The sequence below is a fragment of the Bradyrhizobium sp. BRP20 genome (assembly GCF_020194215.1).
Taxonomy (GTDB): Bacteria; Pseudomonadota; Alphaproteobacteria; order Rhizobiales; family Xanthobacteraceae; genus Bradyrhizobium; species Bradyrhizobium yuanmingense.
Genome location: NZ_JADYVY010000007.1, coordinates 289421 through 304121 on the forward strand (window position 1 = coordinate 289421; position 14701 = coordinate 304121).

Genomic DNA, 14701 nt, shown 5'->3' on the forward strand with positions numbered 1-14701 from the left:
TCGCTTCGCTCCTCGCAATGACGGAGAGAGGACCAAAATGAACAAGCCCGTCCAACCAATGTCATCCCTGTCGCTGAAGCTGCCCAAAGCCGATCGCTCGATCGAGACCTATCGGCTCGCGGCCTCGCGCACGTTCTCCGCAAAGCTCGAGGGGCCGCTGAACCGCATCGCCTTCTCGGCCGTGCACACGGTCGCCGATCCCTTCGCCGACAACGATCCCTGGCTGTCGGTTGCGGTCGACTGGGACAAGACCATCGCCTTCCGCGAGCACGTCTGGGACCTCGGCCTCGGCGTTGCCGAAGCCATGGACACCGCGCAGCGCGGCATGGGGCTGGACTGGCCGACCTCGCTGGAGCTGATCACGCGCTCGGTCTCCGCCGCCAAACGCCGCAACGCGCTGGTGTTCTCCGGTGCAGGCACGGATCATCTCGCAGTGGAGGACGCGAGAAACCTCGACGACGTCATCCGCGCCTATGAGGAGCAGATATCGGCGGTCGAGAAGGTCGGCGGCCGCATCATCCTGATGGCCTCGCGGGCTCTCGCAAAACTCGGTCGCAATGCGGACGATTACGCCAAAGTCTATGACCGCGTGCTCTCGCAGGTCCGCGAGCCTGTCATCATCCACTGGCTCGGCGACATGTTCGATCCGGCGCTGGCGGGCTATTGGGGCACGAGGGATCTCAACAAGGCCATGGACATTGCCGTCGCCATCATCAACGGCAATGCCGCCAAGGTCGACGGCGTCAAGGTCTCGCTGCTCGACAAGCAGCGCGAGATCGACATGCGCCGGCGTCTGGACAAGCGGATCAAGATGTATACCGGCGACGATTTCAACTACGCGGAGCTGATCGCCGGCGACGAACAGGGCTTTTCGCACGCGCTGCTCGGCATCTTCGATGCGATCGCGCCGGCGGCGTCCTACGCGCTGTCGCGGCTGGCGGCAGGCGACGAAGCCGGCTTCCACGACGTGCTTGGCCCGACGGTCCCGCTGTCGCGTCACATCTTCAAGGCGCCGACGCGCTTCTACAAGACCGGCGTCGTGTTCATGGCCTATCTCAACGGACACCAGGATCATTTCACCATGGTCGGCGGACAGGAGAGCACGCGGTCCACGCTGCATTTGGCCGAACTGTTCCGTCTCGCTGACAAGGCCGGCCTGCTCGCCAACCCTGAACTCGCGACGCAACGGATGAAAACCGTGCTCGCCACCCACGGTATCGAATCCTGATGCGCGATTTTTCGTCCGATCACCGCTGGCTGTCGCTGAACACGGCGACGGTCCGCAAGCAGGGTGACCTTATCGAGATTATTGATGCCTGCGCACGTCACGGCATCCGCGCCATCGATCCCTGGCGTGACCAGGTCGCGAACGTCGGTCTCGACCGCGCCGCGCGCGCGGTGCGCGAGGCTGGCCTTGATCTCTCAGGCTATTGCCGCGGCGGCATGTTCACCTCGGATGTCTCGCGCCGGGGCGAAGTGCGCGACGATAACAGGCGCTGTGTCGATGAAGCCAAGGCACTAGGCGCGCCCTGTATCGTCCTTGTCGTCGGCGGCCTGCCGCAATATTCGCGGCCGGGCAGTGAGGCTTCGAAGGATCTGGTGGCAGCGCGCGGGCAGGTCGAGGAAGCGCTCGCTGACATGCTCGACTACGCGAGGCAAGCCAAGCTGCCGTTGGCGATCGAGCCGTTGCATCCGGCCTATGCGGCCGACCGCGCCTGCGTGAACACAACCAAGCAGGCGCTCGATATCTGCGACCGGCTCGACCCCGGCCGCACCGGCATGCTCGGCGTCGCGCTCGACGTCTATCACATCTGGTGGGACCCGGAGCTGATGGACCAGATCGCACGCGCCGGCCGGGACCGCCTGCTGGCGTTCCATGTCTGCGACTGGCTGGTGCCGACCAGGGACATCCTCAACGACCGCGGCATGATGGGCGACGGCGTCATCGACATCAAATCGGTGCGTGCAGCGGTCGAAGCGCAGGGCTTTGCCGGCTATTCCGAGATCGAGATCTTCTCCAACGAATGGTGGGGCAAGCCGATGGACGAGGTGCTGAAGACCTGCATCCAGCGACATCGGACGGTGGTGTAGTTGCCTCGAGTGTCTCGTGAAAAGTCAGACGATTGCGCTATCATTGATTTTACCGTCGAATCCCGGACTATCACTCGTCAATTCGATCTGCGAAGCTCTGCCGACACAAATGCGCTTGCGACCAAGCAGGCGCGGAGGGAGGTTCGCAGTGGAGAAAGTGCGACGCTTGCGTGCGATGAGCTCACTGTGCCGTCAACAGGCCGCGTACAACAGCATGAACAAATGGAAGCTGCTCGCAGAGGCAGAATACTGGGATCATCTGGCTGACCTCGAGCTATCTTCCCATTTCCAACAATGCAACGCCATTGGCTTGAATGAGGTAGAGCAGCCTCAAGCGATCACAGATGCGAAGTGCTGAGCGGAAGACGATTTCCGCCGCGTGAGGACAGAAAGGTCGTGTACTCATAAAAGGAAGTCGGGCTGATCGTCCAGAGCAGCACTGCTTGTGACCCACAGCGGAATTGCCTCGTGTTCAGATCCAATAACGCAAGTACAGGGTTGCCGTATCATCTGTGTGCTCGCTGTGCGGCAACGTCTGAAGCTTGAAAAGGCGCGCGATCATGATCGGGAAAGCTCCTCCATGAGCGCCTTGGCGGAACGAAGGTCCGGCGTTTCGAAGCCTTCCGTAAACCAACCGTAAACCGAGCCAAGAAGGCACCGCGCGTCGGCTATCCTACCCTGGTCGTGCCAAAGCCGAGCCAAACTCATTGCGGCACGTAATTCAAAGGACTTTGCGCTCTGGCTTTGGGCGACCTTGAGTGCAGTTTGCAAATACCCCTCGACCTCGTCAGCTGGAGCACCACGAATCCGGTGCAGTTCGCCATCGATGCATGCAAGTTCTGCCTCCCACATATGCTCGTCACTGCGCGCGGCAAGGACCTTTGCTTCGGCAAGGGCAGCGACGCCGTTGTCGTAGTCACCTAAGTGGAGGTAGGTGGCCGCGAGCATCCATAAGTACCGAACCTGGTACCAACTGGCTCCGAGCCTGTTCCGCTCGTTCAGACTGAGGCGCATGAGCGCCAGGCCGCCCTCCACGTTGCCCTCTTGGGCCATGGCCCAGCCCCGCAGGATGAGGCCGCTCTCGCGCCAATAGTTCAAGCTGTTCTGATCGGCGAGATCGATGATGGCCTCGGCGTGCGCTTTGACGGCCGCCACGTCACCCATTAGCTCCGCAGTGGCCGCCCCGCCATAGACCTGCACATGCGCGGTAAGGTTCGTCTGATTCAACTCAATAGCGTATTGAGATGCGGCACGGCTAGTCCGCTGAGCCTGTTCGGGGTAACCCAGAATCCAAAGCACAATCGCCAAGTAGGGTAGCGCCGAGGCCTTCGGGTCATGTACGTAGTGCACAGGCGGCGGCCGATGCGCCCCTGGTTGATAGCGCCTCAAGATCGTTTCGAACTCCGAGCGTGCGGTTAGAAAATCACCGGCATGCATGGCGGTGAGCGCAGCCAGACGATGCGCAGCTAGTTCCAGCGCTGTGTCACTGGTGCGCTCGGCGGCGCGCTGCGTTTCGGCAACGAGGCTCTGCATGGCAGCAAAGTCGCCGCGCACGAAGTGGAAGATGAATTTGCCGCTAAGGGTGGAGAACAACGCACCCGTGTCGTCGAGTTCATAGCAGAGCGCATGAGCCCTGTTGAAGGCTGTGCCAAGCTGCGGAGCCGTATATCCGTGGATGGCAATCAGTGGACCTCCGATTGCTGTTTGCAAAGCGAGTTCCTGACGATCGCGCTCCGGGCCTGGTGGATTGGACTTGAGCGCCTCCAGCCCCCTTGTGAGATGAGTGATCGCTTCGAGATTTGCGGAACGCCCAGCCGCAATGCGGCCGGCCCGCAGCCAATAGTCCACCGCCTTTCCTACCAGTCCACCCTCGGTGAGATGCAGAGCGATCGTCTCCGGCTCCGCCTCAGCACGGGCAGGGTAATGTTGTTCGAGAGCTGCAGCTATGCGGGCATGGATCTGCTGCCGCTTGCTCTTTAGAAGACTCTCGTGCGCGATGTCCTGCACCAGCGCATGTTTGAAGCTGTAGCCAACATTCGGAGGCACGCCACGACGGAATATCAGTTCCGCCGCCAATAGATCATTGAGAGCATGCTGGAGCGCGTGTTCGTCGAGCGCCGTTACGGAGCGGAGAAGATCGTGTCCGAATTCGCGTCCGATGCAAGCTGCAATCTGGGCAACCTCCTTGACCGGCGCCAACCGATCAAGGCGGGCCATCAACGAGTCCTGCAGCGTCGTCGGAATCGCTAGCGGCGGCAGCGGGCCGATCAATTCATAGCGGCTGCCGTGGTCTTTGAGCAGTCCGGATTCCACGACGGCCTTGGTGAGCTCCTCGACGAACAACGGCACGCCATCGGTCTTGGCCAAAATCTGCTCAAGCACGTCCTGGGGGAGTATTTTGCCGCCCGTAATCCGGTCAACGACTGCCGCCCCTTGCCTACGTCCTAATCGGCTTAGAAAGAGCGCTGTCACGTGTCCATGACCCGTCCAGCGCGGAACGAACTCGGGCCGGAAGGTAATGATCATCAAGATCGGAAGCCGCTGCATCTCGTCGACAAGCCGATCGAGAAATTCGAGCATGGTAGGGTCCGCCCAATGGACGTCCTCGTAAATGGCAAGGACCGGCTGTCTTGCCGCCAAGCCTTGTATCTGTTCCAGAAGGGCCTGGAATGTTCGCTCCTTCTTCTGGTGTGACTAAGTGCAAGGGGTGGGTATCTGTCCCGTGTCGGGATTGCCAAGAGGTCCGCGAGAATCGGCGCGCTCTCCTGCACATCGTCCGTACCAAGCGCGAGCATGGCCTCGAGTTTGTCGAGCTGTTCGTCGGAAGCGTCCTCCCGCCGTATTGCCGCTGCTCGTTCAAGGAGGCCAACGACGGGATACAATGCGGTGTTGGTATGAAATGGTGAACAGAAATGGCTCAGTGGCGTGTGCGGCACACGTGCGACTTGGTCGCGTAAGGCTCGCACGAGCCGCGACTTGCCAATGCCGGCTTCGCCGCCGAGCAGGACGATCTGTCCTTCCCGCTCCTTTGCCTGCTCCCAGCGGTCCAAGAGCAATGCAAGTTCTTCATTCCGTCCGACCAGTGCGGTCGTTGCCGTGCCGTGCTGGGCCTCGAACCTGCTCTCGGCTGCGCCTTCACCAATGACAAGCCACGCCTGCACTGGTTCCGGGAGCCCCTTGAGAGGCACTCTGCCGAGGTCGTGGTATGTGAAAGCTTCTCCGAGTAGGCGGCGCGTTGACTCGGCAATCACCACGTCATTGGGCTCGGCCAAACCCTGCAGTCGCGCTGCTAGGTTTGGTGTTTCGCCGATGACTGCGCGCTCGCGGGCCTCTCCCTCGCCAATCAACTCGCCGACGACGACCAGACCGGTTGCGATGCCGACGCGAGCGGCGAGCGCTGCACCACTCGGTTCGGTAAGCGATGCGACCGCCTTGGTCACTCGAAGCCCGGCGCGAACGGCGCGCTCCGCCTCATCTTCGTGCGCCCGCGGCCAGCCGAAATAAGCGAGAACGCCATCGCCGAGGAATTTGGCTATGTGGCCTTCGAATCGGTCGATCTCGCCCACCACGGTGTTATGGTAGGCCTGCAAGAGGTCACGCAGCTCCTCGGGATCCCGCCCTGAAGCAAGTGCCGTCGAGCCGACCAGGTCGACGAACATGACTGTGAGCTGTCGACGCTCCGCGTCCGAAGGGATCGATGGCTTCGCGTAGTCGGCAGGTCCATTGGCGTTGACAGCCACCGGGGTGATCGGCGCAGCGAGTGCATGGATTGCCTTTAGCACAGCCTTGCGTGGGCCGAGTGGCAAGCCAAGCTCCCGCAGGTCGGCTTCGGTCAGTTCTGGCAAAATTTCGGACGTGATTTCAGCGTCACAAAAGGTCTTTATGTAGCGCTCCAGCCCGAGACCGCGAAGCCATTGCGCGATATCCACGACAAGCCTCCTCGTGCCGGATCAGGCGACGGTCAGCTCAATTGAAAGTATGCAACTTCAGCTTCAGCGAACCATCTGCCTGACGCTCAAACACGTGGGTTGCGATCCCGCCTGCAGGTTGGCTGGCGCCATCCGCTGTCTTACCGTTGGCGCTCCAATGGGCCGTGCCGTAGACGATCTTCTCATCTCCGCCGGCGTCGATGACGACCAACCTGTGATCGGTGAATCCGCTTGAAAACAGCCCAGCAAAGAAGCTCTCGATCTCTGTCGGACCGGATATCACCTGATGCGTTGGCGGCAACAATTTGGCGTCTGGCACGTAAGTCGCCGCGATAGCCCTGGCATCTGCTTTGTTGAATGCTGAATCCCACGCGGCGTACGCCGCAGCAATGTCGTGTCTTATGGAGGAAGCTAAGGCTGTCATGATCCCTCCCTCAAACGCGGGCTTGCTTTCGTTGGAGAACGATAACGTCACCTGACGTCGTTCGACCGCTGCAAACTGCAACGAGGGAACGCGACGCCGCCTTCATTGGGCTGCGACCTGTTGCAGTCTGTTGAAGCGCGCCTTCTGCTCGCTGCTCAGCGTGGCATAGAACTCGTCCAGGGCGGGTTCGACCAGCTTGGCGGCCGTCAGCATGGCCTCGAGCCGATGCTGCATCGTCTCCAGCCGTCCGACAGGTGTCAGCGGCGCATCGTTCGGACAGGCCGCCTGTAGGCCCTCAACGCCCTTCGCCGTCGCTTCGCTGAGGCGGTCGAGCGCCTCCTTCTGCTTGCCGGCTGGGTGGAGCACAGCCTCGATCCTCTGGATCGGCAACTGCGTCAGCCCGGACTTCGGATCGCCACAGCCCTCGCTACTCGCCTCCTGCTGCTGCGGCGAGCGCTCGCCGACATTGGGGCCAAGCGCGTTGAAGCGGGCCTGCTGCTCGTCACTGAGCGAGTTGTAGAAATTCTCCAGTGCCGGTCGAACGATCTTGACGGCTTCAAGCGTCGCGCTGATGCGGTTCATCATCGCGCGCAAGCGGCCAGGGGGAGTCAGTGCATAAGTCTCCGCGCAGGAATCCTTGAACACACCGGCAGCGTTGGCCGCCGCGGTCTTGAGCTCGTCCAGCAATGCGCGTTGCTCCGGCGTCGGCCGCACCGCCTGTGCGATATCGGCAAGCGGCCAGGCGGTCACGCCCTTGTCCGGCGTGGCACACAATTGCTGAAGCGTCTGCGGGCTCACGCTGGCACGCTGGCGCGCGCGGTAGCCGCCGCCGGCTTGAGGGTAGTCATACGAGTTGGTGCTGGCATAAGCGGAGTAGGGGCCGTCACCGCCCCAGAACACGGTGTCGACGAAGTCGTCATAGGCGTACGCCCAATATCCGGGCTCGTAGCCATACGACCAGAATGTGTAGTTGAAGATGTCGGAATAGGCGTAAGGCCAGAACACGGGCCCAAGCCAAGCCACGAACACCGCGGGATGACGGTGACGCCAGGCCTGCCGGGGTGCCCAGCCGCTTTGGCGCGTGACGAGAGCCGCTTGGGTCAGCGCAGTGGACTGCTCGCGGAAGCGTTCCGCAAACCGTCCGCGCTCGGCGGCCTGCGCAGCGGCTGCAAGTGCCGGAGCGCGCTCCGCCGGAGCCTGCAGCCCAAGCCGCTGCTGGCGCGCCAGGTCAATTTGCTGCGCGCGCTGCTCTCGGCCAAGCAAGCGGTTTTGCGCCTGGAGCATTCGCTGCTGCGCCCGTTGCGCTTGCACGCCTTCGGGCTTTTGCGACTGCAATTGCTGCACCCGCTGCTGCAGGCGTTCGATGCGGGCCTGGCGCTCCGTCGTCTGGCGCGACAGCATGTCGCGCTGCCGCTGCTCGACGTGCTGCGAGCGCTGTTGCACGCGTTGCTCGCGCTCAAGAAGACGGCTCTGCGACTGCAGCAGCCGTTGCTGCTGTTGCTGCGCCCTTGCGCCTTCCGGTTTCTGCGATTGCAGTTGCTGCACGCGCTGCTGCAAGCGGTCGATGCGGTCTTGGCGTTCCGCGGATTGGCGCGAAAGCATCTCACGCGGCGGTCCCGAACGCTCGCTCACGGCCGGGGGTGCACTTGGGCGCGAAGGGGCGGCGATCTGCGGCGTCGGCCGCGGCGCCATCGCCGGACGTTGCGGCGCTGCCGGCGGGCGCTGGATTTCGCGCCGGGGCGCTGCCACCTGCGGGGCGGCTCGGGGGGCACTGATTTGTGGGGTCGGACGCGGTGGCGGTGAGGCGATGTGGGGCGCCGGACGTGGCGCCATCGCCGGTCGCTGCGGCATGGCTGGCGGCGCGGCGGGACGCGCCATGGCTGGCGGAGCCGCCGGACGCGCCATGGCTGGCGGAGCGGCCGGACGTGCCATGGCTGGCGGTGCTGCTGGCGCTGCGGCCGGACGAGCCATAGCCGGTGGTGCTGCCGGTGGTGCTGCCGGGCGGGCCATGGCCGGTGGTGCTGATGGCGGCGCTGCGGCTGGTCCTGGTGGTCCTCCACCCCGTCCGTGTCCGTGAGGTCCCTGGGCCGGCGCGCTCGTCGTCAGCATCGAGACGCCAACCAAAACAGCCGTCAGGCAAACGCCACGCGGAAGCATGATCCTAGCTCCCAACTCGTAATCGCCCACGACTTTCAACGCACAGACCGTGGAATCGTTCGTCCTTGGCCACGGCCGGCATTGCGATCTTCCGACGCAGCCAGTCTCAAGAGAAATCCTGCGTCAGGATCGCGGCGAACCGCTCCAGCGCCCAGTCGACCTGGTCGCTTGTGATCACGAGCGGCGGGGCGATGCGGATCGTATGCTCATGGGTATCCTTGGCGAGGATGCCCTTGGCCTGGAGCGCCTCGCAATAGCGGCGTGCCAGCCCGGCCTCGGGATGCAGCTCGACCGCCAGCATCAGGCCGCGCCCGCGCACCTCGCGGATCGTATTGGCGCGAATGTCCTTCAAGCCCTCCAGAAAGCGCGCGCCTTGCCTCGCCGCGTTCTCGATCATGCCTTCCTCGACCAGCACGCGCATCGCCGCGCGGGCCACGGCGCAGGCAAGCGGGTTGCCGCCGAAGGTGGAGCCGTGCTGCCCGGGCCTCAATGTCCCGAGCACGTCGTTGTTCGAGAGCACGGCCGAGACCGGATAGAAGCCGCCGGACAGGGCCTTGCCGAGCAGCGTCACGTCCGCCTCAATTCCCTCGTGCTGTTCGGCGAGCAGCTTGCCGGTGCGACCGAGCCCGGTCTGGATCTCGTCGAGCACCAGCATCACGTTGTTGGCGGTGCAGAGCTCCCGGACCTCAGTGAAATAGCCGGCCGGAGGAATGACGACACCGGCTTCGCCCTGGATCGGCTCGACCAGAAAGGCGACCGTATTTGGGGTGATTGCTCCCGCAAGCGCCGTGGCGTCGCCGAACGGGATGACCTTGAAGCCCGGCGCGAACGGCCCGAAGTGTCCGCGTGTCTCGGGGTCGGTTGAAAAGCCGACGACGCCCAGCGTGCGTCCGTGGAAATTGTTGGCACAGACGATGATCTCGGCCTGGCCGTCCGGCACGCCTTTCACCTCGTAGCCCCATTTGCGGACCGACTTGATCGCGCTTTCGACCGCCTCAGCGCCGCTGTTCATCGGCAGCACTTTGTGGGAACCGGTGAGCGCGGCGATCTCCTCGTAGAACAAGGCGAGCTGGTCGTTGTGGAAGGCACGCGAGGTGAGCGTCAGCCTGTGCGCCTGTTCGACCATCGCCGCCAGGATCTTGGGATGGCAGTGGCCCTGGCTGACCGCCGAATAGGCCGAGAGGCAATCGAGGTACCGGTTGCCTTGGGTGTCCCAGACCCAGACACCTTCGCCGCGCGACAGGACGACCCCGATCGGCTCGTAATTACGGGCCCCGAAGCGCGCTTCTGTCGCGATGAAATCAATGACCGACGAGCTCATCTGCCGTCACTCCATTGCTGCGCGCGGGGGCGTCAATCGACTGCACCGGCGGGTCGCGCCCAAATGAATGTGGGTATCGGTTTGTCAGCTCGGAAGCCTTGATGCGCCGATGGCGCGGCGCGTCCTGATAGTCCCGAAATGTCAGGTGGTTCTGCCGGGCCACAGGGCACCGTTCCGCGACCCAGGCTCTACTGTGCATGGGGTTGTTTTCGCAGTTTGGTTGCCGGCGCCTCAGCCAAGCGCGCAGGGCACGCTCAAGAAGCCGCGGAACCGGACCCGTCCGCCGCGCACTGGCGGGCCGCTCACGGCATAGTTCGGAAAGCGCGCCAGGAAGCGCGAGATCGCAATCGCCCCCTCCAGCCGCGCCAGCGCCATGCCTGCGCATTGATGCGCGCCGGTGGCGAAGGCGAGGTGCCGGTTCGGCGTGCGCGCGATATCGAAACGTTCGGGGTCGGGAAACTGCGCGGGGTCGCGATTGGCAGCCCCGATGCACAGCGTCACCGACGTGCCGGCATCGAGCATGACGCCGCCGAGCTCGACCTTCTCGGTGGTCATGCGGTTGCCGAGCTGGTTGGAGCTCTCGTAGCGAAGCACCTCCTCGACCGTGGTCTTGATCATGTCCGGGTTCTCGATCAGGCGCCGTTTCTGATCGGGATGCCGGTCGAGCGCCACGAGGCCGTTGCCGATCAGGTTGGTGGTGGTCTCGTGGCCGGCATTGAGCAGGAAGATGCAATTGTGCAGCAGCTCCTTCTCGGTCAGCCGCTCGCCGTTCTCTTCCCCCTGGATCAAACGCGTCAGCACGTCGCGCTCGGGATTGCCCGGCTTCGTGCGCCGCCGCGACACCAGCGTCTGCAGATAGGCGAGGAAGTCCGCCACCGCCTTGTTGCCGCGCGCAGCTACTTCGGGCGACACTACAGGTTCGAGAGCACCCAGGATCGCCAGCGACCAGTCGCGCAGCGGCCCGCGCTCCTTGTGAGGCACGTCGAGCAGGTTGCCGATCACCTCGATGGGAATCGAAGCGGCAAAATCCTCGATCAGTTCGCAAGCGCCCTTGGTTTCGATGGCATCGAGCAGGCCGTCGACCAGCTTGATCAGGTCCCCCTCCATGCTGGCGATCGCGCGCGGCGACAGCGCGCCCATGATCAGGCGGCGGACGCGGGTATGGGACGGCGGATCGTTGAACACGAGGCTCGTGGTGTGGTGCTCGTAGAGCGGGGTGTCGCCGTATTTCGGCGCGAACTCGCGCTTCTTGTCCGAGCTGAACGACTTGGTGTTCTTGTAGGTGGTGACGAGATCATCGTAGCGGGTCAGGAACACGGTGCCGCTCCGCAGGCGCTTGACCGGCTCGTTCTCCCGCAGTGCACGATAGGTCGGATAGGGGTTGTCGTAGAACTCCGGCGTCAGCTTCTCGAGGTCGAAGCTTGCCGCCAGCGCCTTCGCATCTGCGTTCATCCCGTTATACTCGCCGGTTAAAGCCGATATGCCGTTTTTGTTGTTCTGGTCGACGCGTGCATGCGTCTACAGTCTTCGCAGCTTTAGTCTTGGCACCTTGCTAGCCGACCGGACAGGAAAATGCACGCACGCGCTGACGCTGCCGACACGGCGCCGAACTGGCCCGACGATATTTTCGCGACCCTCCAGCGCTTTGACGTCCGGCAGGTGCCTTACGTTCCGGACGCCGGTCATTCCAAGCTGATCCAGCGCGTATTGGCCTCCTCCACCATGCGCGGCATTGCGCTGACGACGGAGGAGGAAGGCGTGGCGCTGCTCGCCGGCGCCTGGGCGGGCGGACAGCGCGGCGTGCTGCTGATGCAGTCGAGCGGCGTCGGCAATTGCATCAACATGCTGTCGCTGATCCCGATCCTGCGCTTTCCGTTCCTCACGCTCGTGACGATGCGCGGCGAGTGGGGCGAGTTCAATCCGTGGCAGGTGCCGATGGGCTCGACCACGCAAGGCGTGTTCGAGCTCTCCGGCGTCAAGGTGCTGCGCGCCTCGCACGCTGCCGAGGTGCCTGCCGTCTTGGAAGCGGCCGCGGCGCAGGCCTACAACGCCCTGACGCCAACCGCCGTCCTTCTGTCGCAGCGCCTGATCGGCGCCAAGGTTTTCACCAAATGAGCAAGGCCAATCTCCTCGACCGCCGGCAGGTGGTGTCCACGTTGCTGGCGAACCGCAAGAACGTCGTCGCGATCGGCGGCCTTGGCGCTTCCACCAACGACATGTGCGCCGCCGGCGACCACGCCCGCAACTTCTACCTCTGGGGCGGCATGGGCGGCGCCGCGATGATCGGGCTGGGTCTGGCGCTGGCGCAGCCGAAGCTGCCGGTATTGGTCATCACCGGCGACGGCGAGATGCTGATGGGCATGGGCAGCCTTGCCACCATCGGCCTGCAGAAGCCGGCCAACCTCTCGATCGCAGTGCTCGACAACGAGGCCTATGGCGAGACCGGCGGCCAGACCAGCCACACCTCCGCCGCCGCCGACCTCGTCGGCATCGCCAGGGCTTGCGGCATTAAGGACAGCCGGGCTGTCACGACCATGGCCGAAGTCGAAGCCTTCGCCAAAGCCGTCCATGACCTCTCCGCGGGTCCGCGCTTTGCCAATGTGAAGATCGACAGCGCCGGCCTGGAGCGGATTCTGCCGACGCGGGACGGGACCTACATCGTCAACCGGATCCGTGCTGACCTGGGCTTCCAGCCGATCTAGGCGGTCCGGTAATCCCTTGCTGAACGTCTGCACGCGGGCCGTGCAGGCTCGGCCAATTTCCATTGATTCTAGGTCGCACGCAGGTTGCGATGCAACATAGTGCTTGACTCCTGCGTGGGTGAGTGCTTACTCACCCAGCATGAGCTCATTGCGTATGACGAGCGACCTGAGGCGTCAATTGATCCTCGGCGCCGCAAAGCGCTGCTTTGCCCGACACGGCTATAACGGCACCACGACCAAGAGCGTGGCGGCCGCCGCTGCCATTTCTGAAGCGCTGCTGTTCAAGCATTTCCCGTCCAAGGCGGCGCTCTACGCCGAGATCCTCAGCGACGAATGCGAGGCGGATCCCGCTCTGATGGAGCTGCTCGAGCGCGAGCCGTCGACGGCTACGCTGGTCGAGGTGATCCGCGGCATGGTCGAACACTTCCTCCAGATCGCCGACGGTCCCGATCAGGAAGAGGCCCAGCGCCTGCGGCTAATGGCCACGAGCCATTTGGATGACGGCGAATTCGCCCGATTGCTGTATGCCAAGATCGAGACGCTGATCGGCGCTGTCTTCGTCGCCTCGCTCGAGCGTGCGGTTGCGAGCGGTGACGCGCGGCCCTGCGCTGGCGATCCGCTCAACCTGTTCTGGTTCGCGCATCATGCGGTGATGACCGCGGCGCTGACCAGGCTGCCGGCCACGCCCTGTCTTGCTTACGGCAGGGCGACCGACCTGGAGCGGCAGCTCTGTGAGTTTCTCCTGAGGGGTATCGGACTTAACGACGCCGCAATTGCTTCGCATCTGGGCCGCAATCAGGCCGCGGATGCGAACCGGGCGGCGATTGCAGAAAGTGCATGACATGAACATCGTGGCCGAAAACAAGATTTCGGGGCAACCGATCGACAACAAGGCTCCCAAGCGTCCGGTCCGGCCAGTGCGCTGGTTCATCATCGTTGGCACGCTTCTGGCCGTGCTCGTCGGAGGGCTCGTCTGGTTCAATTACTTCCGCGGCCAGATGATCAAGCAATTCTTCGCCAACAACAAGCCGCCGCCGACCGCTGTCAGCGCGGCCGAGGCGAAGTCCGAGGTGGTGCCGAACCTGCTCACCGCGGTCGGCAGCCTCGTCGCCGTGCATCAGGTCGACGTCAGCGCCGACGTCAACGGCCGTGTCACCGCGATCAAGTTCGAGCCGGGCACGCGCGTCGAGGCCGGCACGCCGCTGGTGCAACTGTTCGACGCGCCCGAGCAGGGCGATCTCGCCAATTACAAGGCGCAAGCGACCGTCGCGCAGCTGTCGCTTGAACGCGCCAAGCAGCTGGCCTCGCGCCAGTTCGGTCCGCAGGCGACCGTCGATACCGCGCAGGCTGCCTATGACCAGGCCCAGGCGGGCATCGCCAAGACCGAGGCGTTGATCTCGCAGAAGCTGGTGCGCGCGCCGTTCGCCGGCGATCTCGGCATGCGCAAGGTCGAGGTCGGCCAGTATCTGACCGCCGGCACGGCGATCGTGTCGCTGACCGATCTGTCCGAGCTGTGGGCCAACTTCACGGTGACGGAAAAGGATTCCGGCAGCCTCAAGGTCGGCCAGGTCGTGCGGTTGAAGGTCGACGCCTATCCGGGCCGCACCTTCGAGGGCAAGATCACCACGATCGAGCCCCAGATCTCGACCGATACTCGCAACATCCGCGTGCAGGCCACGATTGCCAATCCGGAGAAGATCCTGAAGCCCGGCATGTTTGTCACCACGACCGTGGTGCTGCCGGAAAAGCCGGCCGTGATCACGGTGCCTGAAACGGCAGTCGATTACACGCTGTACGGCGACTCGGTGTTCGTGATCACCGAGAAGAAGGAAGAAGACGGCAAGACCAGCCTGTCGGCGGTGCGCACCTTCGTGCAGACCGGCAACCGGGTCGAGGGTCGCGTCGAAATCGTCAAGGGCCTGAAGGTAGGCGACAAGGTCGTCGCTCTCGGCCAGCTCAAGCTGCAATCAGGCGCGCCGGTATCGATCTCGACCGATCCGGCCCCGCAGATCCCGGCGCAGCCGCCGCGCTACTGACAATATCCTCGCGTGATCCGGCCCGGCCGGATCACGCGTCT

General features: G+C 63.8%; 14 protein-coding genes. 8 read left to right on the plus strand and 6 right to left on the minus strand.

The features are described from left to right. Positions 1-37: 37 nt before the first annotated feature. From I6F33_RS19165 to I6F33_RS19175, 3 genes are all read left to right on the plus strand, one after another. Complete coding sequence (locus tag I6F33_RS19165; protein WP_225143731.1) at positions 38-1228, plus strand: dihydrodipicolinate synthase family protein; 1191 nt, start codon at positions 38-40, stop codon at positions 1226-1228. Next, positions 1228-2091: a sugar phosphate isomerase/epimerase gene (locus tag I6F33_RS19170; RefSeq protein ID WP_225143733.1), complete on the plus strand. Its 864-nt coding sequence runs from the start codon at positions 1228-1230 to the stop codon at positions 2089-2091. The genes I6F33_RS19165 and I6F33_RS19170 overlap by 1 nt, the downstream gene beginning before the upstream one ends. A gap of 148 nt (positions 2092-2239) precedes the next feature. Further along, positions 2240-2449: a hypothetical protein gene (locus I6F33_RS19175; RefSeq protein ID WP_225123842.1), complete on the plus strand. Its 210-nt coding sequence runs from the start codon at positions 2240-2242 to the stop codon at positions 2447-2449. Between the two features lie 200 nt (positions 2450-2649). Here the strand turns inward: I6F33_RS19175 and I6F33_RS19180 are convergent, their stop codons facing one another. The 4 genes from I6F33_RS19180 to I6F33_RS19195 all read right to left on the minus strand — a co-directional run bounded on the left by I6F33_RS19180 (position 2650) and on the right by I6F33_RS19195 (position 8001). Continuing rightward, positions 2650-4671, minus strand: a complete 2022-nt coding sequence (locus I6F33_RS19180) for a hypothetical protein (RefSeq protein WP_225143735.1) — start codon at positions 4669-4671, stop codon at positions 2650-2652. Then, a complete protein-coding gene (locus I6F33_RS19185; protein ID WP_225143737.1) occupies positions 4617-6020 on the minus strand; it encodes an adenylate/guanylate cyclase domain-containing protein in 1404 nt (467 codons plus the stop codon). The genes I6F33_RS19180 and I6F33_RS19185 overlap by 55 nt, the downstream gene beginning before the upstream one ends. Positions 6021-6057: 37 nt before the next feature. Then, positions 6058-6444, minus strand: a complete 387-nt coding sequence (locus I6F33_RS19190; RefSeq protein ID WP_051056878.1) for a DUF4440 domain-containing protein — start codon at positions 6442-6444, stop codon at positions 6058-6060. A gap of 102 nt (positions 6445-6546) precedes the next feature. Then, positions 6547-8001, minus strand: coding sequence for a Spy/CpxP family protein refolding chaperone (locus I6F33_RS19195; RefSeq protein WP_225143739.1), 1455 nt, complete (start codon positions 7999-8001; stop codon positions 6547-6549). Between the two features lie 242 nt (positions 8002-8243). Between I6F33_RS19195 and I6F33_RS19200 the strand changes: the two genes are divergently transcribed. Beyond that, complete coding sequence (locus I6F33_RS19200; RefSeq protein WP_225143742.1) at positions 8244-8417, plus strand: hypothetical protein; 174 nt, start codon at positions 8244-8246, stop codon at positions 8415-8417. Positions 8418-8707: 290 nt separating this feature from the next. On the opposite strand, the gene rocD is transcribed toward I6F33_RS19200, so the two are convergent. Then, positions 8708-9922 carry an ornithine--oxo-acid transaminase gene (gene rocD, locus I6F33_RS19205; RefSeq protein ID WP_225143744.1) on the minus strand — a complete coding sequence of 405 codons (1215 nt, stop codon included), beginning with the start codon at positions 9920-9922 and terminating at the stop codon, positions 8708-8710. A gap of 231 nt (positions 9923-10153) precedes the next feature. After that, positions 10154-11374: a cytochrome P450 gene (locus I6F33_RS19210; protein ID WP_225143746.1), complete on the minus strand. Its 1221-nt coding sequence runs from the start codon at positions 11372-11374 to the stop codon at positions 10154-10156. 120 nt (positions 11375-11494) lie between these two features. Between I6F33_RS19210 and I6F33_RS19215 the strand changes: the two genes are divergently transcribed. The 4 genes from I6F33_RS19215 (at position 11495) to I6F33_RS19230 (ending at position 14660) form a co-directional block, all read left to right on the plus strand. Next, positions 11495-12037, plus strand: coding sequence for a phosphonopyruvate decarboxylase (locus I6F33_RS19215; protein WP_036004713.1), 543 nt, complete (start codon positions 11495-11497; stop codon positions 12035-12037). After that, complete coding sequence (locus I6F33_RS19220) at positions 12034-12624, plus strand: thiamine pyrophosphate-dependent enzyme (protein ID WP_225143748.1); 591 nt, start codon at positions 12034-12036, stop codon at positions 12622-12624. The genes I6F33_RS19215 and I6F33_RS19220 overlap by 4 nt, the downstream gene beginning before the upstream one ends. A 139-nt stretch (positions 12625-12763) precedes the next feature. Then, positions 12764-13465, plus strand: coding sequence for a TetR/AcrR family transcriptional regulator (locus tag I6F33_RS19225; RefSeq protein WP_063822469.1), 702 nt, complete (start codon positions 12764-12766; stop codon positions 13463-13465). A 1-nt stretch (position 13466) separates the two neighbouring features. Beyond that, positions 13467-14660 (plus strand): efflux RND transporter periplasmic adaptor subunit, encoded by a 1194-nt coding sequence (locus I6F33_RS19230; RefSeq protein WP_036004727.1) that lies wholly within the window; start codon positions 13467-13469, stop codon positions 14658-14660. The last annotated feature ends 41 nt before the right edge of the window (positions 14661-14701 follow it).